This is a genomic window from Sphingomonas sp. PvP056 (genome assembly GCF_040549155.1).
Classification (GTDB): Bacteria; Pseudomonadota; Alphaproteobacteria; order Sphingomonadales; family Sphingomonadaceae; genus Sphingomonas.
The window spans coordinates 381892-403686 of record NZ_JBEPST010000001.1 but is presented as its reverse complement, the minus strand read 5'-3'; the positions used below and the strand labels follow the sequence as shown (position 1 = coordinate 403686).

At 65.8% G+C, this 21795-nt stretch carries 22 protein-coding genes and 1 tRNA gene; 9 read left to right on the top strand and 14 right to left on the bottom strand.

What is annotated here, in order from left to right:
* From ABIC17_RS02065 to ABIC17_RS02045, 5 genes are read right to left on the bottom strand one after another with little or no spacing between them, the layout of a single operon-like run.
* On the bottom strand, positions 1-819 hold the full coding sequence (locus tag ABIC17_RS02065; RefSeq protein ID WP_354278985.1) for an urea amidolyase associated protein UAAP1: 819 nt from the start codon (positions 817-819) through the stop codon (positions 1-3).
* Positions 819-1304, bottom strand: coding sequence for a CopG family ribbon-helix-helix protein (locus tag ABIC17_RS02060; protein WP_354278984.1), 486 nt, complete (start codon positions 1302-1304; stop codon positions 819-821). Before ABIC17_RS02060 ends, ABIC17_RS02065 begins: the two co-directional genes overlap by 1 nt.
* A gap of 12 nt (positions 1305-1316) precedes the next feature.
* Entirely contained in the window at positions 1317-2096 is a 780-nt protein-coding gene (locus ABIC17_RS02055) for an ATP-binding cassette domain-containing protein (RefSeq protein ID WP_354278983.1), read from the bottom strand.
* Positions 2093-2908 (bottom strand): ABC transporter permease, encoded by an 816-nt coding sequence (locus tag ABIC17_RS02050; RefSeq protein WP_354278982.1) that lies wholly within the window; start codon positions 2906-2908, stop codon positions 2093-2095. Before ABIC17_RS02050 ends, ABIC17_RS02055 begins: the two co-directional genes overlap by 4 nt.
* Before the next feature lie 10 nt (positions 2909-2918).
* On the bottom strand, positions 2919-4001 hold the full coding sequence (locus tag ABIC17_RS02045; protein ID WP_354278981.1) for a putative urea ABC transporter substrate-binding protein: 1083 nt from the start codon (positions 3999-4001) through the stop codon (positions 2919-2921).
* 184 nt (positions 4002-4185) lie between these two features.
* On the opposite strand from ABIC17_RS02045, the gene ABIC17_RS02040 reads away from it, so the two are divergent.
* The 4 genes from ABIC17_RS02040 to ABIC17_RS02025 are packed head-to-tail and all read left to right on the top strand — an operon-like array spanning position 4186 to position 9202.
* A complete protein-coding gene (locus ABIC17_RS02040; RefSeq protein WP_354278980.1) occupies positions 4186-5100 on the top strand; it encodes an MBL fold metallo-hydrolase in 915 nt (304 codons plus the stop codon).
* Between the two features lie 34 nt (positions 5101-5134).
* Positions 5135-6730: a hybrid sensor histidine kinase/response regulator gene (locus tag ABIC17_RS02035; protein WP_354278979.1), complete on the top strand. Its 1596-nt coding sequence runs from the start codon at positions 5135-5137 to the stop codon at positions 6728-6730.
* Entirely contained in the window at positions 6723-7628 is a 906-nt protein-coding gene (locus ABIC17_RS02030; RefSeq protein WP_354278978.1) for a response regulator transcription factor, read from the top strand. The genes ABIC17_RS02035 and ABIC17_RS02030 overlap by 8 nt, the downstream gene beginning before the upstream one ends.
* 20 nt (positions 7629-7648) lie before the next feature.
* Positions 7649-9202 (top strand): tetratricopeptide repeat-containing sulfotransferase family protein, encoded by a 1554-nt coding sequence (locus ABIC17_RS02025; RefSeq protein ID WP_354278977.1) that lies wholly within the window; start codon positions 7649-7651, stop codon positions 9200-9202.
* A gap of 38 nt (positions 9203-9240) precedes the next feature.
* Here ABIC17_RS02025 and ABIC17_RS02020 read toward each other — a convergent pair whose 3' ends face one another.
* Both ABIC17_RS02020 and ABIC17_RS02015 read right to left on the bottom strand, forming a co-directional pair.
* On the bottom strand, positions 9241-11667 hold the full coding sequence (locus ABIC17_RS02020; RefSeq protein ID WP_354278976.1) for a TonB-dependent receptor: 2427 nt from the start codon (positions 11665-11667) through the stop codon (positions 9241-9243).
* A gap of 318 nt (positions 11668-11985) precedes the next feature.
* A tRNA-Ser gene (locus tag ABIC17_RS02015) sits at positions 11986-12075 on the bottom strand.
* Positions 12076-12227: 152 nt separating this feature from the next.
* Between ABIC17_RS02015 and ABIC17_RS02010 the strand changes: the two genes are divergently transcribed.
* The 4 genes from ABIC17_RS02010 to ABIC17_RS01995 all read left to right on the top strand — a co-directional run bounded on the left by ABIC17_RS02010 (position 12228) and on the right by ABIC17_RS01995 (position 14085).
* Complete coding sequence (locus ABIC17_RS02010) at positions 12228-13115, top strand: DUF1134 domain-containing protein (RefSeq protein WP_354279443.1); 888 nt, start codon at positions 12228-12230, stop codon at positions 13113-13115.
* Positions 13116-13149: 34 nt separating this feature from the next.
* A complete protein-coding gene (locus tag ABIC17_RS02005) occupies positions 13150-13551 on the top strand; it encodes a DoxX family protein (protein WP_354278975.1) in 402 nt (133 codons plus the stop codon).
* On the top strand, positions 13548-13700 hold the full coding sequence (locus ABIC17_RS02000; protein WP_170318329.1) for a hypothetical protein: 153 nt from the start codon (positions 13548-13550) through the stop codon (positions 13698-13700). The genes ABIC17_RS02005 and ABIC17_RS02000 overlap by 4 nt, the downstream gene beginning before the upstream one ends.
* A 97-nt stretch (positions 13701-13797) precedes the next feature.
* A complete protein-coding gene (locus ABIC17_RS01995) occupies positions 13798-14085 on the top strand; it encodes a CsbD family protein (protein WP_354278974.1) in 288 nt (95 codons plus the stop codon).
* Positions 14086-14147: 62 nt separating this feature from the next.
* On the opposite strand, the gene ABIC17_RS01990 is transcribed toward ABIC17_RS01995, so the two are convergent.
* Entirely contained in the window at positions 14148-15476 is a 1329-nt protein-coding gene (locus tag ABIC17_RS01990; protein ID WP_354278973.1) for a dihydroorotase, read from the bottom strand.
* 11 nt (positions 15477-15487) lie between these two features.
* Here ABIC17_RS01990 and ygfZ point away from each other — a divergent pair, with 11 nt between their 5' ends.
* A complete protein-coding gene (gene ygfZ / locus ABIC17_RS01985) occupies positions 15488-16285 on the top strand; it encodes a CAF17-like 4Fe-4S cluster assembly/insertion protein YgfZ (RefSeq protein WP_502958389.1) in 798 nt (265 codons plus the stop codon).
* Between the two features lie 3 nt (positions 16286-16288).
* Here the strand turns inward: ygfZ and ABIC17_RS01980 are convergent, their stop codons facing one another.
* From ABIC17_RS01980 to ABIC17_RS01955, 6 genes are all read right to left on the bottom strand, one after another.
* A complete protein-coding gene (locus tag ABIC17_RS01980) occupies positions 16289-17590 on the bottom strand; it encodes a UDP-glucose dehydrogenase family protein (protein ID WP_354278972.1) in 1302 nt (433 codons plus the stop codon).
* Positions 17591-17858: 268 nt separating this feature from the next.
* Complete coding sequence (locus ABIC17_RS01975; protein WP_354278971.1) at positions 17859-18968, bottom strand: OmpA family protein; 1110 nt, start codon at positions 18966-18968, stop codon at positions 17859-17861.
* Positions 18969-19087: 119 nt separating this feature from the next.
* Positions 19088-19423, bottom strand: coding sequence for a DUF2793 domain-containing protein (locus ABIC17_RS01970; protein WP_354279439.1), 336 nt, complete (start codon positions 19421-19423; stop codon positions 19088-19090).
* Positions 19424-19597 carry a hypothetical protein gene (locus tag ABIC17_RS01965; RefSeq protein WP_354278970.1) on the bottom strand — a complete coding sequence of 58 codons (174 nt, stop codon included), beginning with the start codon at positions 19595-19597 and terminating at the stop codon, positions 19424-19426.
* 12 nt (positions 19598-19609) lie between these two features.
* A complete protein-coding gene (locus ABIC17_RS01960; protein WP_354278969.1) occupies positions 19610-21157 on the bottom strand; it encodes a phage tail protein in 1548 nt (515 codons plus the stop codon).
* Positions 21154-21792, bottom strand: coding sequence for a hypothetical protein (locus ABIC17_RS01955; RefSeq protein WP_354278968.1), 639 nt, complete (start codon positions 21790-21792; stop codon positions 21154-21156). The genes ABIC17_RS01960 and ABIC17_RS01955 overlap by 4 nt, the downstream gene beginning before the upstream one ends.
* Positions 21793-21795: the final 3 nt, after the last annotated feature.

Here is a 21795-nt window from a genome sequence, read left to right as displayed (position 1 = left end):
TTAGCGGCGGTAATAATCGTCGACGTTGAGGAAGGCGCGGCGGCCCTCCGGCGTCGCATTGCGGATCGGATCGTCTTCCCCCGCGATGGCCCCGCGCCACGCGGTCGCGCGCAGCGGCGTGATGCTCCACGGGCGCGTGTCGAGCACGTGCGGGCAATTGGCGACGACGAGGATCAGGTCCATTTCGGCACGGAGCGTCACCGCCCGCCCCGGCGCGAACGGCCCGAGCTCGGGAACGGTCGCCCCGTCGGCGGCGACCGTCACGCCCTTGAACAGAGTGAGGCAGGGATGGACGTCGCGGCGGCCGAGACCGTGCTTCGCGACACCCAGCATCAGCCGGTCGCGCGCGTTGGGGAACGGCCCGGCGTTGCTCCCGTCGCCATAAGCGCGCGTATTGGATGCGGCATTGGACGCGCCACACAAAGCGTCATGCGTCTGCGCATCGTCCGCGACGATGCTCATCAGCACCCGGCCCATGTCGGACAGGAGGAATTTGCCCGCGCCAAGGTACGCATTCCACTGGATCTTGAGCGTATCCGCGACATTCAGCCGCTCGGTCGGCATTTCAGCGTTGAACAGTTGCAGCGATGCGCAGGCATCGCCTTCCAGATCGATCAGCCGGACGCGCGACCCGCGAGCGAGCCGCCGCGAGGCATAACCACCCGCCGCGATCCGCTCCTCCCACAGCAGATCACCCGCCGCGACGCCGTCCGGCAGATCGTCCGCGACCGGTGGCAGGATCGGCATCGCGTCGGCGACGGTGCCTTCCATCGCACGGGCATGCGCGCGCGCGGCGAGCGGATCGTTGAGCGCGACCATCAGGCGTTTTTCCTCGACTTGGCACCCTTGAAGCTGACCTGCTCGTGGAGCGGCGGCAGCAAGGCGGTGGTGGTGAACAGGCTGATCTGCTGGACGCCGCGCACCTTGCGCAACGCGTCGCACAGGTCGCGCAGCCGCGTCGCGGGGCCCTGCACCAGCAGCACTTCGAGCGACTGGTCGTCCTCCAGGAAGACGTGCTGCGCGGAAATGACTTCCTTCAGAAACGCATGCTGCGTCTGCGCGAGCAATTCGCGGACCCGCCCCATGTTGGAGCGATAGACCAGCGTGATCGTCCCCGCGAGCAGCGCATCGGGATGCGTCGCCTCGCCATGTTCGGCGAGCGCGTGGCGGATCAGTTCGGCGATCATCTGCGACCGGGAGGGCAGGCCACGCTCCTGCACCATCACGTCGAGTTGATGGTACAGTTCCGTCGGCAAGCTCATGCTCAGTCTGGAAAGCCCGGTTCCGGGGGTCTCTTCGCTCATGCCCAACACGTCTCAGTTATTATCATTATCGTCAATCGTAATACTGTCAGCTGCGAGTTTTTCTGCGGCGACCCGTCGATCGAGCGCGAGATCGTAGACCGCAGTCGCGCCGTAGCGGTGCGGCGCGTGCGGATCGTGGCGGCGCTTGTCGAGCGTCAGCACGCGGGTCGCGAGCGCGAATGCCTCGCTGATGTCATGCGTCACCATGGCGATCGTGAGCCCCTGTTCGCGCCACAGCCGCGTGATCAGCCGGTGCATGTCCGCGCGAATCCCCGGATCGAGCGCGCCCAATGGCTCGTCGAGCAGCAGGAGGCGCGGGCGCTTCACCAGCGCCTGCGCGATCGCGAGCCGTTGCTGCATCCCGCCCGACATTTGCGCCGGGAAGACATGCCCGCTGTCGCCGAGCCCAACCGCGCCGAGCATCGCATCGGCCTCGTCCATCGCCACGCGCCGCGCGCGCCCGAACAGCCGCCCGGTCAGCGGTGCCCCTGCGCATTCCAGCCCGAACAACACGTTGCGGCGCGCGTCGAGGTGCGGGAAGACCGAATAGCGCTGGAACACCACGCCGCGATCGGGGCCGCATTCGGGGCGGAGCGGCACGCCGTCGAGCAGGATCTGCCCGCGCGTCGGCGTTTCCTGCCCGAGCAACAGCCGCAGGAACGTGCTCTTCCCGGCCCCCGAAGGACCGACGATCGAGACGAACGAGTGCTCGGCGATGTCCAGATTGACGCGTTCGAGTACGACCTTGTCGCCATATTCGACCCATATGTTGCGCAGAGACAGCATGCTCATCGCGCCCCATGCGCCCAGGGAAACCCGCGCGTGCTGATCTGCCGCAGCACCCAGTCCATCGCTATCGCGAGCAAAGCGATCCACGCGACATAGGGGAGAATGATGTCCATCGACAGATAGCGCCGGACGAGGAAGATGCGGTAGCCGAGCCCGACATCCGACGCGATCGCCTCCGCCGAGATGAGGAACACCCACGCCGGCCCGAGCGACAGCCGGATCGCATGGATCAGCCGCGGCATCGCCTGCGGCAAGGCGACACGCAGCGCGAGTTGCCAGCTACTCGCCCCCAACGTCTGCGCCTTGATCATCTGCTCGACCGGCAGCGCTTCGACGTGCGACGCGATATCGCGCAGCATCAGCGGCAGGATGCCGATCACGATCAGCGCGACCTTGGCGGTCTCGCCGAGACCGAGTGCGATGAACAGGATCGGCAGCAGCGCGATCGGCGGAATCACCGCGATCGTCGTGACGAGCGGGCTGAGCGTCGCGCGCACCGCCGGGAGCAGCCCCAGCATCAACCCCGCCAGCAACGCCGACAGCGTCGAGATCGCGAGACCGATCCCCAGCCGCTGGAGGCTGGCGAAGGTATCCGACCAGAACAGCAGTTGCCCCGTCATCGCATCGGGCAGCAACACCAGCGACCGCATCGCCGCGATCATCGCGTCGGGGGTGGGCAGGATCTTGTCGGCTGGATTGAGCGCGTGGCGGCTGGCCGAGGCGAGCAGATAGGCCAGCACGAGCAACACCAGCGGGGCGGCGCCGAGCATCGCCGCGATTCGTCGGCTCGGGCGGATGTTGACCAGTCGCACCATCAGCGCGCCCTTACAGCTTGCCGTCGGCGGCGAGCTTCATGAACGTCGGATCGAACCGCAGCGTCACGCGGGCCGGATCACCGAGCGTTTTCCCTGCGGGAAACGCGATCCCGACCGCATCCTTGGATGTCGCGCCCGGGCCGAACAACCCCTTGGAAAAACTGAAGTCGCGCACCCGCGTCATCGTCGTGATCAGATCCGGCGCGGTTGCCGCCGCAACGCCCTCGCCCGGCGTTGCATACAGATGCGTGGTCGAAAGCTGCGCATCGAAGGAGGCGGGCGTCGATCCGGCGAGCTTCGCCATCGCCGCGCGCGCCGCCTTGCCCTGCGCGTCCTGCCGCTGCATCAGCGCGATCGTCTCGTACCAGATCCCGACGAGCGCCTTGCCGAGATTGGGGTTGGCGGCGAGCGTCGCCTTGTCGACGACGAGCAGATCGAGGATCTCGCCCGGGATCTTCGACGAATCGAACGCGAGCGTCGCACCGGGCGCGCCCTTCATCTCGTTGAGCTGCGGGTTCCACGCGACCGCGGCGGTGACGCCCTGCGACGCGAATGCGCCGACGATGTCGGCATCGGTCGTGTTGACGGTCTTCACGTCGGTCAGCGCGAGATTGGCGGTGCTCAGCGCACGCGCGAGCAGATAATGCGAGACCGACAGCTCGACCAGATTGACGCTGCGCCCCTTGATGTCCGCGATCGACTTCGCATTCTTCAGCACGATGCCGTCATTGCCGTTCGAATAATCGCCGATGATGACCGCGCTGGTGTCCTTGCCGCCCGCGGCGGGGATGGTGAGCGCGTCCATGTTGGTCACGGTCACGCCGTCGAGCTTGCCCGCGGTATATTGGTTCACCGATTCGACATAGTCGTTGACCTGCACGATGTTGATCTTGAGGCCGTATTTGTCGGCCCATTTCTTCACGATCCCGGCGCGCTGCGCATAGGGCCAGGGCATCCATCCGGCATAGATCGACCAGCCGATGGTGAACTCGGTGCGCGCCCTGGGCGCGGCGGCCTGCTGCCCGCACGACGTCACCAACACCGACAACCCGACCAGGGCAGCGATTCGTGCTTTGTGGAACCAGTGAGGCATTATCAAGTCTCCACAGTAGGTTAGCGCAAAACACCCGGCCTATCTTTGCTGCCGGCAATATTACGTTTGATCCGATCCGTAATAAACCATAGTTATGTCGCACACGGAGCGCCATCCCTTTCGTGCATCTCGTCGACACAGAGGGTCGACACGGGGGCGCGACACAGGGGCAGGAGATCGAAGCATGCCGGTTGGTTATCGCATCACTGCCCTGCTCGCCGCGCCGATGCTCGCTGCCACGATCGCGCTCGCCTCTGCTCCCGCGGCGTCGAACGCGCACCGGTTCGCGCACTGGATCGACGGCACGACGCAGTCCGAACCCAAGATGCAGGTCCAGCGGTACGATGCGGACACGTTCGTCATCCGCCAGTCGGTCCACACCAATTTCGAGGCACCGTTCCTGTATCTGCTGTTCGGTCGCGACCGCGCACTGCTGCTCGACACGGGCGCGGGCGGTCTGGCGATTCGGCCGACGGTGGATGCGGTGATCGCGCGCTGGCTTGCCGATCATAAGCGAACGTCGATCCCGTTGGTCGTCGCGCATTCGCACGGCCACGGCGACCATCATCAGGGGGACGGCGAGTTCGTTGGCCGGCCCTACACCGTCGTCGTCGGTCTAAAACCCGAAGCCGTCGCCAGCTTCTTCGGCGTGGCGCATTGGCCGGACGATATCGCGACCTTCGACCTCGGCGGACGCGCGCTGTCGATCCTTCCCACGCCGGGACACGAGCCCGCCCACATAATGGTGTACGACCCGCGCACCCGTCTGCTTTTCTCGGGCGACATGCTATATGCGGGCAGGCTGTATGTACCCGTCGACCAATTCCCGACTTTCGTGGCAAGCGCCGACCGCGTCGTCGCCTTCGCCCGCACCCATCCGGTCGCGATGCTGCTGGGGACGCACATCGAAATGACCAATGTCGCGGGCAAGGACTATCCGATGGAAGCCGCCACGCATCCCGACGAACATCCGCTGGAACTCCCGGCATCCGCCATCACGCGGTTGCAAGCGGCGGTCCACGGCATGGCGAAATCCCCGGCGATCGCCAGCCAAGGCGATTTCATCGTCTATCCGCGCCCCGCGAAACCCGCGCCATGATCCCATCGCCCGGATCTGCTATGTTCAGCGAGCGATGCGCTTGACCGTCTCGGGCATCTCCTGGTGGACGATCGCGCTTGTCGCGATCGTCGTGCTGACGGGGCTGACCGCCATGCTGTTCGTCCGCGTGCGGACGCAGCGGCGCGACGCGGACCATCGCGACGCGCAGATCCGGCACCTGACTGGCGAAGTCGCCCGTCTCCACGACACGGAGGCCGCGTTGCAAAAAGCTAGGGACGCCGCCGAAGCCGCGAACCTCGCCAAGACGCGCTATCTAGTCGGGGTCAGCCACGAAATCCGCGCACCGCTCAATGCCATCTACGGCTACGGCCAGTTGCTCGAACGAGCCGGTGCGATCGATCCCGCCGAGGCGGCCCGCGTCATCCGGCGCTCGGCCGAACATCTGACCAACATCGTCGACGGGCTGCTCGATATCTCGCGGATCGAAAGCGGGGTGATGACGCTTGCCCGCGATGTCGTGCCGCTTCCCGAATTCCTCGACGCGATCGTCGCGATGTTCCGCGTGCAGGCGGAAGCCAAGGCACTGCGGCTCGATTATGCGGCACCCCGCAATCTCCCCGCTTACGTCCGCGCCGACGAGAAGCGGCTGCGCCAGATCCTCGTCAACCTGCTGTCCAACGCGATCAAATATACGCCTGTGGGGACGATCACCTTGTCGGTCCGCTATAGCGGCATGATCGCGACGTTCGAGATCGCGGATACCGGGATCGGCATTCCGCCCGCCGACCTCGAGCGCATTTTCGAACCGTTCGACCGTGGCAGTTCGGACGTTGCGCACGGGCAGCCCGGAACCGGGCTCGGCCTCGCCATCACGCGCGTGCTCGCGCAGTTGATGGGGGGCGACGTATCGGTAACGAGCACCGCCGACGTCGGAAGCCGGTTCCGGTTGCGCGTGATGCTCAGCGAGGCGCGCGACGTCTCGGTGGCGACCGCGCGGCGGCGGTCGATCACGGGCTATAGCGGTGCCCCCCGCACGATCCTCGCGATCGACGACGACCCCGCCCAGTTGGCGGTGCTGCAAGGCTTGCTTCGGCCGCTCGGTTTCAGCGTCTATGCCGCGTCGGGCGGTGCCGAGGGGATCGATCTCGCGCTGCGCTGTCAGCCCGATCTGGTCTTGCTCGATATCCAGATGCGCGACCTGAGCGGGTGGGACGTCGCACGTCGGCTCCGCGCGATCGAGGATGGCGGGATACCGCTTGCGGCCGTGGGCCGGCTCAAGATTCTGCTGGTGTCGGCCAACGCACACGAATTCGCCGCCGGTGGCGACGGGGCGGCGGCGCATGACGGGTTTATCCTCAAGCCGGTCGAGCTGGAAGCGCTGCTCGACGCAATCGCCGCACAACTCGGGATCGACTGGCAATCGGGTGAGCCATCCGGCCTCGCGCCGCCCCCTGCCCCCATCGCAGTGCCCGACCTCAGCGCCGCCAGTGTGACCATCGCGCGGTTGCGCTATCTCGGGCAGATCGGGCATGTCCGCGACAGCGAGGTTGCGCTCGACTCGCTTGCATCCGACCATCCCGAAAGCGCCGTGGTGGTCGATCAACTGCGCGACCATCTCCGCCGGTTCGATCTCAAATCCTATCTCGGGCTGTTGAACTCCCTTGGCTGAGCCGGTCCCCTGCCAGACGGGTGCAACCGTCCTCGTGGTCGACGATACGCTCGAGTCGTTGAGCTTCGTCACAGCTACGCTTGAGGCGGGGGGGATGACCGTGCTCGTCGCGGGCGATGGGGCCGCCGCGCTGCAGACGCTCGCACTGGTCGTGCCGGATCTGATCCTGATGGATGCGATGATGCCCGGAATGGACGGATTCGCCACGACGCAGCGGATCAAGGCCGACCCACGGCTCGCAGGCGTGCCCGTGATCTTCATGACCGGGCTGACCGAAACCAAGGACGTGCTGCGCGGGCTGGCCGCGGGCGGGGTCGATTATGTCCAGAAACCGGTGGTGGTCGAGGAACTGCTCGCCCGCATCCAGGTCCATCTCGGCAATGCGCGGATCACCCAGCGCAGCCAGGCCGCGCTCGACCAAAGCGGGCGCTCGCTGCTCGCGCTGGACGGGGCGGGCCGAATCCTGTGGTCGACGCCGCGAACGATCACGATCCTGATGGCGCATCTCGAGGACGAGGCGCTGCCGCCGGTCGTGGTCGCGGCGCTGTTACGGCTGATGGAGAGCGAAGACCTCCGCCCGTTCCGTCACGCGATCCCGGGGGGCGAACTCGAATTCACCTTGCTCACGCGCAGCGGACCGGACGAATGGCTGTTCCGTCTCGCCGAAACGCTCGACGGTGCCGAGGAACGCTTGCTCGCCACGCGCCACGGCCTGACCGACCGCGAGGCCGAGGTGCTGTTGTGGATCAGCCGCGGCAAGGCGAACCGCGAGATCAGCGAAATTCTCGGAATAAGCCCACGCACGGTCAACAAGCATCTCGAACAGGTGTTCGAGAAGATGGGGATCGAGAACCGCGCCTCCGCCGCCGCCGCGGCGGTCAAGACGCTGGCGAGCTGACCGGTAGATCGGACGACGGTATGAAAGACCCCAGAAGCGCCGCTGCGCGCCAGGCGATCGGCACGGGAAATGCCGACCGCGCGCGGCAGATTGCCGCAGGAATCGCGGACCCGGCCGAAGTGGCGTTCCTGCTCGGGCTTGCGGATGCGGTTCAAGGGCGCGTGAGCGCGGGGATCGCGCGGCTGGAGGCGGCGATCGCCGCCGCGCCGCGTGCGGAATATCTGGCGCAGCAGGCGCGGTTGCTGATCCTCGTGCGGCGCGATGGCGATGCGCGCGCAGCGGCAGAAGCGGCGCTCGCCGCGGGGCCGGAAGATGCGCTGACCTATGACACGATCGGCTGCATCCATGCACGGTTGGGGGATCATCACGCGGCGCTGCGCTGCTTCGAACCCGCGGTCGCGCTGGACGGCGGCAGTTTCGACTATCGCTACAATCTGGCGCTGGCGCTGGGGTTTCTCGGGCGCGCAGTCGACGCGGCGGCGCAATATGAGCTCCTGTTGCGCCAGGCTCCGCGCGACGGGCGCGCGCATTATGCGCTGTCCGGCCTTGCCAAGGCGACCCCGGAGGCGAACCATATCGACCGATTGGAGGCGGTGCTCGCAGGTGGACCGCCCGCCGACGACACGCTGCGCATCCGCTATGCGCTGGCCAAGGAATATGACGATATCGGCGCGGCGGAACCCGCCTTCCGGCATCTGTCCGTCGCCAATGCCGCGCACAAGACGCGGATCGCGTATGATTTCGCGAACGATGCGGCGATCTTCGACGCGATCGAGACGAGTTTCCGCAAACCCGGCTTCTTCGCAGGCGCCAGCACGGTCAAGGACGCGCCGATCTTCATCACCGGCATGCCGCGGACCGGCACCACGCTGGTCGACCGGATCCTGTCGTCCCACCCGGACATCCACAGCGCGGGCGAACTCCAGGCGATGCCACTCGCCGTCAAGCAACTCGGCGGCACGCGGTCGCGGCTGATCACCGATCCCGCGACGATCGCCGCGTCGGGCACGCTCTCCCCCGATGCGGTCGGTCGCGCTTATATGGCGCATGCGGCGCAGCATCGCCGGCGCAGCGACGGGCGCTTCATCGACAAGCTGCCCGCGAACTTCCTCTACATCGGCCACATCGCACGTGCGCTGCCGAGCGCGCGGATCGTGTGCCTGCGCCGCAATCCGATGGACACAGTGTGGAGCAACTACAAGAACCTGTTCGCGACGACCTCGAGCTATTACGCCTACAGCCACGACCTGCTCGACACCGCGCGCTATTTCGCGCGGTTCGACCGGTTGATGGCGTTCTGGGAAACACTGGTGCCCGGGCGGATCCTGCAGCTCGGCTATGAGGATCTTGTCGCGGACCAGGAAGGCGAGAGCCGCCGCCTGTTTGCGCATTGCGGGATCGACTGGACCGATTCCGCGCTCGCCTTCCACACCAACACCGCCGCGGTCGCCACCCCCAGCGCCGCGCAGGTGCGCCGCCCGATCTACCGCGATTCGGTCGAACGCTGGCGCGCGCACGAAACCGCGCTAGCGCCGGTGCGGCGCTTCTTCGACGAAGGCGGAATTGCCGTCTGAGGCGTGTCGCCGACACGCCTCGCAACGTCGCTTGCGCGCTACAGGTGCAGCCTTGCCTCGACCCCGACCGTCCGCGGCGTGACGACCGAATAGCTGTAGAACCGCCGTGAAATCCCGTAATCCTGGTTGAGCGCGCCGATCTTGCTGAAATCGTTGCCGACCGAGCTCACTGCATACACGTCGAACATGTTGAGCGCGTAGAGGCTGAAATCATACCGCTTGGTGCGATAGGTGAGCGACGCCCGGTTGAGCACGTAATCGGGGATGACCTCGCCGAACCCGCGGTTGCCGGTCTTGGTGAACACGTCGCCATGATAGGTGAGCGCCCAGTTGAGCGCGATGTCCGCATCGTTCGCCAGCGGGATCGTATAGGTCGCCGCGACACTCCCCGCATGTTTCTGCGATCCGGGCAGGCGATCTCCCTTGAGCGCGTCGAACGTGTCGTTGTTGACGACGATCAGGCCGGGCGCGTCCTGCGTCAGATGCGCATCGGTATAGGCATAGGTCGCACTCAGCTTGAGCCGATCGCTCAGGCTCGCAGTACCATTGAACTCGACGCCTTTCGAGACTGCCGCCCCTGCGTTGGTGGTGATTCCGACCGCGCCGTTGATCGTCTGGCTACCGACCTGCAGCCCGCGCCATGCAATATGATAGGCGTCGAGGTTGAGCACCAGCCGCCCGTCGAAGAAGGTCCCGCGGACGCCGATTTCCTTATTGTACGTCTTGTCCGGTCCGTAGAACTGCTCGTTGGCGAGCGCGCAGACATTCTGGCCGGGTTGCAGCGGCAAGATGCACGGCGCGACCGTGTTCGGCCCCCCGATGCGGTAGCCGGTCGAGTAAGTGCCATAGACCATCAGCCCCGGGCGGAACTTGTACGAGGCGTTGGCCTTGTACACCACGCCGTCCGAACTCGATTTGCCCGAACCGATCCGCGACGGCGCGAACTGGATCAGCGGATAGGGCGTCCGCGTCAGCCCGCCGCCGAACAGCGGCAAGTCGGTTCCGCCCCGCGCGGTCGCGTCATATTTGTAATAGCGCACGCCGCCGGTGACCTGGAACGCCGGAGTCAGCTTGAGCGTCGCTTCACCGAAGACCGCCTTCTCCTTGTTCGAATTGTCGAAGAAGGAAATATATTCGAGATCGTCGACGCGCGGCGAATCGATGAAATTGGCGAAGCCCGGGGTATATTCCTGGCGATCCCCGGCGTTCTTCAAATGATTGTAGAACCCCCCCAGCGTCCAGCTGAACGGCCCGCCATGCGTCGACACCAGCCGCAGTTCCTGGGTGAACTGCTCATTGCGGGTCGAGTTGTTGGCGTAGGACGAGAACGCCGGGAACGACTCGTAGCTGTAGTTCAGATCGAGCAGCAGATCGGTGTTGTCCGACACACCGTTGGTCCGCTGCAACGTGTACGCGGTCGAGGAGACGAGCTGCGCGATATGGCCGAGATTGGCCTGAAGCTCGAACGCATAGAGATAGGCGCGCCGATCCGACGGCTCGAGATAGCGCCACGGCCCCTCATATTTGCCCGTGTTGAAGGTGAAGGCACCGTTCGACTGGCGGCCATTGGTCTTGGTCTGCTGGAAACCGAAGGTCAGATAGCCTTTGAGATTCTCGTTCGCCTCGAGCAGCAGCGTGTTGCGCGTCGTCCAGGTCCGCTCGAAATTGACGTCCTTCGCGCGTTTGAAATTGTCCTGATATTGTTGCTGCGTCACCGTCTCGTCGAACGCGCCGCTTGGCTGCGGCAGCGAGGTGCCGGGATTCTGCAACAGGAACGGGTAATCGATGAATCCGGGCTCGTAATAATAGCCCGCGGTACTGCGCAGCGCGACATGATCGCGAATGATCGGCAAGTTGACGGTGAAGTCGCCCTGGAACCCGAACTGGCTGCCCTGCGCGACGGTCGATCCGCGAACGTGCGCATCGACGCTGAAATTATTGGTATCGGGGCGTCGCGGAATATAGCGGATCGCCCCGGCGAGCGTCCCCGCGCCGTACAGCGTCCCCTGCGGCCCGAGCAGCACTTCGACCCGCTCGAGATCGAGCAGCTTGAAATCCTGATACAGCGGCACTTCGCCGAGATAGATCGCGACGGCATTGTCGCGGTTGTTGCCGAAATCGCTGGTGTCGTTGGCGGAAAGCCCGCGCAGCACGACCGTGCCCGTGGCGCGCGGCCCGGTCTGGTTGATCGTCACGCCGGGGGTGAAATCGGCAAGCCCGCGAATGTCGTAGATCCGCTGGGTATCAAGCTGCGCACTGCCGACCGCAATGATGTTGATCGGCACGTCCGACAGCGACGTCGCGCGCCGCGTTCCGGTGACGATGATCGAATCGGTGTCGTCGCCGACGGGTTCGGGGGCAGGCGCTGGCGTTTCGGTCTGGGCGAATGCAGGAACAACACCGAACACGCCACCAAGCGTGCTCGCGGTAAGCAATAGTGCCTTGATCTTGAACGTAGCGGACATCGTTCCCCCTTTTGGCCTCAGAAATGCTAGAAATTCTGATCCCCTCCCAAGCGCATGCCGGCTTCGGTTTTTATCACCCCAATCAGGACGACCTATGGGGGCGGGGCAAAACTGGCCAATGGGGTGTTTGACGTAGGTCTTTCGGGGGGAGGATCTGGGTCTGCGCGGCGCGCATCTGGTCACACGTTCGGGACGAATGGCGCTGATCGCGCGGCTCCCTGGTACCGACGACGGGAGCGATCACAATCCGATCGGTTCAGCACGCCCGCAGTGGGAATGCCGAAGCGTCAGGGTGTCGGTTTCGGAGCAATCGCGGACTGGCGGAGACGGAGAGATTCGAACTCTCGGTACGGTTTCCCGTACGACGCTTTAGCAAAGCGTTGGTTTCAGCCACTCACCCACGTCTCCAGGTCACGGCGAGGTGGCTCTATAGCCGCGCTGTTCGCAGGGATCAACAGGCGGTTTGCACGACATCCGACGTGAAATCGACTCAGCCCGTCGTGGCGTTCATTGTCGCGTCATGTCATGGCGCGCTACGGTCGGTGATGCTGTTGGGGAGAATGACGATGCGCGTGGGTTGGTTTGCGGTCCCGAAGGTCGGGACGATGCTGGCACTTGTGCTCGCGACAGTCCCGCTGGGTGCACAGGTGCGGACGATCGATCCCAACCAGCCGATCGATTCGGACCTTTCCCGGTCCAGCACCGCCACCGGCACCACCGCGCGTACGCGGGCACCGGCCACGACGACGGCGATCGATACGCCGCAAAATGCCTATCCGTCGGACAGCGGCGCACCCCCGCCCTACCCCCAGGCGGCCTATCCGCAGCAGCAGCCCGGCACACCGTCCTCCCCGCGCTACCCCGATCCGCCTACAAACGGCTCGGGCGCACCGCAGCCGAACCCGGCCGATGTCGCGGCACAGGATGGCGCTCGCGCGGGTGCCGATGCGTCCGCCGCGCAAAGCCAGACCTTCCAGCAAGGCGAACTGCTCGCCGCGGCCGAGGGCACGTTCGGCAAGGGCGCGTCAGGGCTTGCCGGGATCCTGGAGCGCACGCTCAAGGAACAGGGACAGCCCAACGCCTATATCTCCGGGCGCGAGGCCTCGGGCGCGTTTGTCGTAGGCCTGCGCTATGGCAAGGGCACGATGTTCCACAAGGTCGAGGGCGAGCAGCCGGTGTATTGGACGGGACCGTCGGTCGGTTTCGATCTGGGTGGCGATGCCAACAAGGTGTTCGTGCTGGTCTACAATCTGTATGATTCGGCCGAGCTGTTCCACCGCTTCCCGGCGGCGGAAGGGCGCGTCTATTTCGTCGGCGGGTTTGCCGCCACCTATCTGCGCCGGGGCAATACCGTGCTGATCCCGATCCGGCTCGGGGTCGGCTGGCGGCAGGGCGTCAACATCGGCTATATGAAGTTCAGCAAGACGTCGAAGTGGTTCCCGTTCTGATCACGCAGCGCGCCGCAGCAACGACGCGGACCGCATGATCCGGAACATCCTGCGCGCGCTGCTCGCACTTGCCTATCTGGCAGCGGGAATCCTCCACGTGTTCGTTCCAGCACCCTTCCTCGGCATCACCCCCGCCTGGGTACCCTTTGCCCCGTTCGTCATCATGGCGACGGGGCTGTGCGAGATCGCCGGCGCGATCGGCCTGTATGTGCCGCGGCTGCGCTGGTGGGCGGGCGCGATGCTCGCCGCCTATGCGGTGTGCGTCTATCCCGCCAACGTCAAACATGCGGTGGATTACATCGCCCACGGCACCGGCGGGCTCAGCCTGTGGTACCATATCCCGCGTCTGGCGTTTCAGCCGGTGATCGTCTGGTGGGCGCTGTTCGCCGGACGCGTCATCGACTGGCCCTTTGCCAACCGGGAGACCCGCGCATGACCGAACCGACCGACGAGATCCTGATCGATACCCCCGATGGCCCGATGACCTTCGCCGAGTGGAAAAAGAAGCATCCGGTGCAGGTTCCCTCGCGCCGTACCAAGGGAAAGGATCTCCCCGTCAAAGTGAAGCGATTTACCGATAAGTAGCAAAGCGGTCGTTTTTCGATGGCACCAGCACGCGTTTCAACCGTTGCGCTCCCGAACCATGCCTCGTCGGCATGGCCGTGTATGAAAGGAACCAACGATGAACGAGAACACCTTCAAGGGCGAAGCCCAGAACGTCACCGGCTCGCTCAAGGAAGCAGCAGGCAATCTGACCGGCAGCTCGAAGCTGCAGGGTGAAGGCGTTGCGGATCAGGTTACCGGCGGCGTCAACAAGGCGATCGGCGCAGCGCAGGACGCGATTGCGACGGGCCCGGGCCCGCTGATCAATCAGGCACGCGAGTTCGCGCGCGCGAAGCCGTGGGCGACTGCAGCACTGGTCGGCACGATCGGTCTCGCGCTCATCAACACGCTGCGCGGCAAGAAGTAAGACGGATACGGGGGGACCGGTTTTCCGGTCCCCCTATTCTTTGGTGGTCAGCTCTTTGGCGGTCAGCCGAAGTCGATCGCCTCGAACCGGATCGGCTCGCCGATCGCAGCGTTCGCAAGCGCGCCATCCCACATCACGCGGTTGCCGCGCACGATCGTCCCCACCGGGCGGCCCGTCACCGACATTCCCGTGAACGGCGACCATCCGCACCGCGACGCGAGCCAGTCCTGCTCGATCGTCCAGCGCGCCTTCAAATCGACGACCGAGAAATCCGCGTCGTATCCGACCGCGATCCGTCCCTTGCCGACGATCCCGAACACCCGCTGCGGCCCCGCGCTCGTCAGGTCGATCACGCGTTGCAGTGTCGTCCGCCCTTCCGCCACATGGTTGAGCATCAGCGGCAACAACGTCTGCACCCCGGGCATCCCGCTCGGGCTGTCGGGATAGGGCTTGGATTTCTCCTCGAGCGTATGCGGCGCGTGGTCCGACCCGAGGATATCGACGACCCCCTGCTGCAACCACTTCCACAACCCGTCGCGATGCTCGCCCGACCGGATCGGCGGGTTCATCTGCGCCAGCGTCCCCAACCGCGGATAGGCTTCCTCGCCCGCCAGCGTCAGATGCTGCGGCGTCACTTCGCAGCTCGCGATGTCCTTGTTCTGCCCGAGCAGTGCCAGCTCGGCCGGCGTGGTGACGTGCAGCACATGGATCCGCCGCCGGGCCGCCCGCGCCAGCCCCAGGATCCGCTTCGTCGCGAGCAGCGCGCTCTCGTCGTCGCGCCATACCGGATGCGACGCGGCATCGCCCGCGATCCGCTCACCCGCGCGCGCGTTCATCCGCGCTTCGTCCTCGGCGTGGATCGCGACACGGCGATGTCCCGACGCCAGCACTTCCGCCAGCCGCGCATCCTCGGACACGAGCAGATCGCCGGTCGACGCGCCCATGAAGATCTTGACGCCGGCGGTCCCCGGCAGACGTTCGAGTTCGGCCAGGTCCGCGGCATTGTGGTTGGTCGCGCCGACGTAGAACGCATGGTCGCACCACATCCGGTGATGCGCGCGCGCGAGCTTGTCGCCGATCGCGTCCGCCGAATCGGTATTGGGCTTGGTGTTGGGCATTTCGAACACCGCGGTCACCCCGCCCAGCACCGCCGCGCGTGCGCCGCTCTCCAGGTCTTCTTTGTGGACCAGCCCGGGCTCGCGGAAATGGACCTGCGTGTCGATCACGCCCGGCAGAACGTCGAGCCCGGTGCAATCGATCGTCTCGCCCGCATCGCCGCGCAGCGACCCGAGCGCGACAATCCGCCCCGCCACCACGCCCACGTCGATTTCCGCCGGGCCGCTCGGCAAATGCACCGTGCCATTCTTCAGGATCAGATCGTACGCTGCCATAACTGCCTCTTATGCAAAGCCTCACGGCGTCCTATCTCGTCAGCATGACCGAAACCACCCTTCCCGCACGATCCGACAGCATCTCGTCCGGCACCATGCTGGCCGATCGTGCGCTGCTGCGCGTCGCGGGCGATGATCCCCGCGGCTTCCTGCAGGGCCTGATCACGCAGGACGTCGCCACGCTCGACGCGGCGGCACCGCGCTGGGGCGGGTTGCTGACCCCGCAGGGCAAGGCGCTGTTCGATTTTCTGCTTTGGGCGGACGGCGACGCGATCCTGATCGATTGCGAAGCGACCGTTGCCGAAGCGCTGGCGAGACGGCTGTCGATGTACCGTCTGCGGCGCGCGATCACGATCGACCCCGCCCCCGGGGCCGTTCACTGGTCACCGGACGGGGATACGGGCGTCAGCGACCCGCGGCTTGCCGAGCTTGGACGGCGCTGGCTCGGTGCGCCTGCCGAGCCCGCCACGGGATGGCTCGAACATCGCCTGTCGTTCGGCGTTACCGAAGGCCAGGCCGAACTCGGCAGCGACCAGACACTGTGGCTGGAAACCAATGCGCGCGAACTCAGCGGGGTCAGTTTCACCAAGGGGTGTTACACTGGCCAGGAAAACACCGCCCGGATGCACCACCGTGCAAAGGTCAACCGCCGCCTCGTGGTCGCGCCGCTCACCGAACCGGGCGACCGGACGCGCGCAACCTATCCCGAGCTCGGGCTGATGGTCGAATTGCGCCGGGTCGAAGCCCTCGGTGATGCGCTGGTCCCGGCGTGGCTGGGCGCTGCCCTCGCCACGCCGGACCCCGCCTGAGCGTCAGCGCCCGACCGCGCTGTAGGCGAAGCCCGCGCGCTCGACGTCGGCCGAGGGATAGACGTTGCGCAGGTCGACCATGACCTTGGACGTCATGATCGTCGAAAGCCGCTTGAGATCGAGCGCGCGATAGATGTCCCACTCGGTGACGATCACGATCGCGTCGGCACCGGTCGCCGCTTCATAGGCATCGCCGCAATAGGTGATGCCAGGAAGGACCGTCTTGGCGATGTCCATGCCTTCGGGGTCGTGCGCCCGCACGGTCGCACCTGCGTCGAGCAGGCTCTGGATGATCGCGAGGCTGGGCGCGTCGCGCATATCGTCGGTGTTGGGCTTGAAGGTCAGCCCGAGGATCGCGACCGTCTTGCCCTTGGCCTCGTTGCCGAGCGCCTTGATGACCTTGCGGCCCATCGCGCGTTTGCGGTTGTCGTTCACCTGGACGACCGCCTCGACGATCCGGACCGGGGTTTCGTAATCCTCCGCGGTCTTGAGCAGTGCGAGCGTATCCTTGGGGAAGCACGACCCGCCATAGCCCGGGCCTGCGTGCAGGAACTTGGACCCGATCCGCTTGTCGAGGCCGATCCCGCGCGACACGTCCTGGACGTTCGCCCCCACCGCTTCGCACAGGTCGGCGATCTCGTTGATGAAGGTGATCTTTGTCGCGAGGAACGCATTCGCCGCATATTTGATCAGCTCGGACGTGCGACGCCCGACGAACAGGATCGGGCTCTCGTTGAGATACAGCGGGCGATAGACCTCGCGCATCACGTCCTTGGCCCGCTCGTCCTCGGTGCCGATCACGATCCGGTCGGGCCGCTTGAAGTCGCCGATCGCGGCGCCTTCGCGCAGGAATTCCGGGTTGGAAACGACCGCGATCGGGAAATCACCGGCCAGCTCAAGCAGGATCTCCTCGACCTTGTCACCCGTCCCGACCGGAACCGTCGATTTGGTCACGACCACGACAGGCCCGTCGATCGCCTCAGCGATCTCGCGGGTCGCGGCGAACACATAGGTAAGATCGGCATGGCCATCGCCGCGGCGTGACGGCGTTCCGACAGCGATGAACACGGCATCCGCGCCGCGGACCGCCGCGTGCAGGTCGGTGGTGAATTTGAGACGACCCGCGGCAACATTGGTCGCGACCAGCGTATCGAGGCCCGGCTCGAAGATCGGCATTCGCCCCGCTTCGAGCGCCTCGATCTTGGATGCATCCTTGTCGACGCAGATCACGTCATGGCCGAAGTCCGAGAAACAGGCTCCGGATACCAGGCCGACATAGCCCGAACCAATCATCGTAATCCGCATAGCGTGTCCCCTGAATGCCGCGAGCAATGGCGACGGGTGAGCGCATGGTACGCGTGCAATGGCATTCAATCGCCACATCGCAACCATTTGACGCATGCCCGCCCGACATGTGCCCCGTTAGCCGTCCGCACGGCAAATTGCCAGCGGCGGCGATATCGCGCTGCACCGAAATAGTCCCGCCCGCGCAACGTCCCGTCTTTCGAGGACAAAGAAAAAGGGGACCGGCCGTAGCCGATCCCCTCGATCTTTTCGCCGTAAGGCTTCGAGCTTAGTTGCCCGAACCCGGACCGTACGTGACTTCCACGCGACGGTTCTGCACTTCGCGAACACCGTCTGCGGTCTCGACGCGCGGGCGGCTCTCGCCGAACGCTTCCGAGGTGATCACGCCAGCAGGGATCGAATGCGCGGACAGGTAAGCCTGAACCGAGTCATTGCGACGCTGCGACAGGCCGACGTTGTACGATGCCGCGCCCGAACGGTCGGTGTGACCTGCGAGCATGACACGTGCGCTACCGCAGTTCTGGTACTGGGCGATCGCGTTGTCGAGAATGCCGGCTGCCTCAGGCGTAACGTCCGACTTGTCCCATTCGAAGAACACGATGAACGGACCAGGCGAGCAAACCGGTGCCGGCGGGGGCGGCGGAGCTGCGGGTTCCGGCGGCGGCGGCGGAGCTGCTGGCTCCGGCGGCGGCGGGGGAGCTGCAGGCTCGCCGAAGTTGTACGTCAGACCTGCGAGCAGGCTGTGCGTACGGAACTTGCTGTCGAACTGGCGACCCGAAACGTCGATCAGGCGGACCTTGTCGGCGGTGAAGAAGCGATACTTCAGCGACGCGTCGACGTGGTTGCTGATCGGCGCGCGAACACCGGCGATGCCCTGGTAGGCGAAGGTCGTGTCGCTGTCGTTCAGGAACTGCGTGTTGCCCGAGATGTCGTAGCGACCCTTGACGCGAGCTGCACCGACACCGCCGCCGACGAAGCCCTGGATGCCGTCATCGTCACCGAAGTCGAGCAGGCCATTGACCATGAAGCTGAGTGCCGAGGTACGGCCGTTTGCACCGTTGTAGGTGCCCGGAACGAACGTCGTGCCGCCAACCGTGGTTGCGGTCGTCGAACGGTAGCCATCGACTGCTGCCGACTTGTAGCCGACTTCGGCTTCAACGCGGAACATGCCGAGATCGTAACCGATCACACCATCGACGTCGTAGCCGTAGTGATGATCGACGTTGCCTGCGTTGTTAGCGCCTGCGATGTTGAACTTGATATCCTCGACGATCATGCCACCACCGTCGACACCGACGTACCACGACTTGTCGCGGGCGAGGGCTGGTGTGGCAAGAACGGTGGTCGCAAGCGCCATGGTAACGGCTAGCTTCCGCATAAAAAAACCCCTTCTTCTGGTTGTCACTCGGACAGCGCAAACTCCCTACCCAATGGAAGGTTTCCGCGCAAGCGAACAAATGCCAGGATCTGTTGCTGAAATGCCACAGCAATTGGCAGTTATGCGGGGCTTAATATCAGTCCATGATGCTGCAATACGGCGATAATCTCGCAGATCGTCTGGCGTGCAGAAAGGTCACTAACGGTGCCGCCGGACGGTGCCGCGATCGCTGCTTGAGGTACGCCCAGCGCCTGTACGCCGTCCATCAGAAGCCGTCGCGCCCGCACGGTTCCCACCTCCCATTGCCCTGCGACATGACGGGCGACGCATAGGTCGTTGATACTCCACGCGGACATGCCGTCGGCGGCGGCAAGAAAACGCCATCCGCCTGCGGTCCACCCCGCCAGTGCCCCACCCCGCCCCGTCCACGCGCCGCTCGGCGCGACTCCGACGATTCAGCATTGTCCGGGGAGCGGGGCGGACGGTGGAACGCTCAATCCAACCGCCTCGACGATCGGTTGCACTGCAATATCGAGCAGCGCGAGCGATTCGTTGTGGGTGAGTTCCTTCTGACCCTGCCCCGCTTGCAGAAACGGCAAGGCCAGCCGTGGCGTCGTGTCGTTGCTCATGATCGCGTTCCTTCATCCTGCCCATCCGGGAACCCACAGTCGCGCCGGTGGAGATTCGCCGTTGGTGCCTGCCTGCCGGACCGCGATCATCCGGCCGCTCCCCCGGTCTGCAGCGGTCAACGTCCATCGCGGGGACACCGTGACCGCGCTCAAAGCGCCGGCTTCATCGCCGAACGTGACCCGATATTCTTCGCGTTCCTCCGCCAATGGCGCATCGATCCCATCGCGCCACTGCCACCCGTTTCTGCTGCGGCGCACCCAAGCCAGAACGGCATTACCGTTACCGACTTCGCTGCACTGCAACAGAACCGGCGCAAGCGGCACGACCGAAACTCCGTTCACCGCCAGCACGGCGCTGGCTGGCCCCGTCAGATCGCCGACCCCGGTGGCAAGAATGCGCACCGTTCCGCCGATCGCGGTCATCGGAAGATCGAGCGTCATCGCGCTTTGCGGCGTCAGCAGCGCGAAACGATCCCCCACGGCCTGCGTACCGATGACGCGTTCGCTCCCGCGACGTCCGCGCAACAGCGTCGCAAGCTGCCACCGCGTCGCGCCGATCTGTTCCGCCGTGCCGAACTGCACGATCTCATCCCCCGCCAGCGCGAGGTTCGCCCCCGCTGCCAGGGCAGCGTCGGTTGCGCTCTCCAACGTCATGTCACCATGCGCGAGCTCGACCACGAACCGCCCGGCGCGATCGACCAACGCCGCTCCGCCGGTCCCCGGCACCGTCACGAGCCGCCCGATCACGCCCGCCGCAGCGGTCGTCCCGGCGCTGATCCAACGTACGCCGTCGTCCACGCTGTACAGCAGCGCCGCGCGCCGCCAGCCCGGCTGCGTTCCCGCCGCGACGATCGTCACGCGCGGCGCGGTCAGCAGGCTGTCGTCGAACGGCAATGTCTCGACCACGGCGAGCAGCGTAGTCCCCGCCGCCAGGTCCGGTGCGGACAGCACCCGCCCCGGGCTCGCGCGCGCCGCGGCGGTCCTTGCGGCCAGCCGGACGCACTCGAGCGTCACGACGTGCCGCTCGAACCCCCAGCGCGCGACGCGCCACACACCCGCTACCCCGCGGATCGTGACGCACGCGCCGGGGGATAATGCGAGCCCGTCCCACCCCAGCGTCACGCTGCGCCGTTCGCGCCCCGCTTCGCCGCGCGCGATCGTCCGTTCCGCGATCGTCTTGGCGGCCCCGGCATCGACCGCGGCGACCAGTTCGAGCCGATCCTCGCGTGTGCCCGGTCCGGGCCGCCACGCGCGCTGCAACCCGATCTGGAAATCGCGTGCCGGATCGTAATGCGACACGGTTACGGCACGCGCCACCGTCTCCAGCGCCGCAATGCTACGACCCCGCGCGGATTGCGATCCTGAGACGGTCACGTCGCCATCGTCGATCGCGCGCTCGGGAACGATCCCGCCCTTCAGCACCAGACGCGCATCGTTCAGGCCAGGCGCTGGCGCAAACCAAGCGCCACTCGCCTGCGTAAGTGGTTCGATCGCACTGCGCACGCTGTCGCCGTAAGCCGCGAACCCGGTGAGATCAGGCGCATCGACGGAACCGGTCACCGCCCCCCCGCCAGTTCCCGGATGATCGTCCCGATCGGCACGGCCGCGTCATCCGCCACGACCTCGAACGTCAGCGACGGAATACGATTGCCATAGTCCGCAAGCTGCAGATGCTCGAACACCGCATAGGCCAGCCCGCGGTGCGCAGGCGTCAGCGTGCCCCCCTCTGCCGCCGCCAGCAACGGGTCGGCCGCCTGATCCTCATCGCCCGGATACAGCCGGAACCCGGTCGCGCTCTTGAACACGCCGTCGGCCCCGCGCAACAGCTTGCCGTCCGCCCAGATCCGCCCCACCCGCTGGATCGGCCGCGCCGACAAGGCGACCGCGAACGACACCGAATAGCTGTACGCGGTCAGGCTCGCTTGCCCCTTTCCGCTGCTGCTGGTCGCCGCGCTTTCGATCAATTCGGTCGACCAGATCACGCATCCGCCGACCCGCATCGTCCCGAAGATTTGCTGGAGCGGCGTGCCATAGCTCGACGTCTGGACCTGCAAGGCGGACAAGCGCGGCCCGCTGCGCCCCTGGGGCGGGAACAGCACAGTGTGATCGATCACGCTCCCCACGGCAGCGCCGATCGCACCGCCGATCGGTCCCCCGATCACCGTCCCCACGACCGTCAAAACGAGCGTCGCCATCGG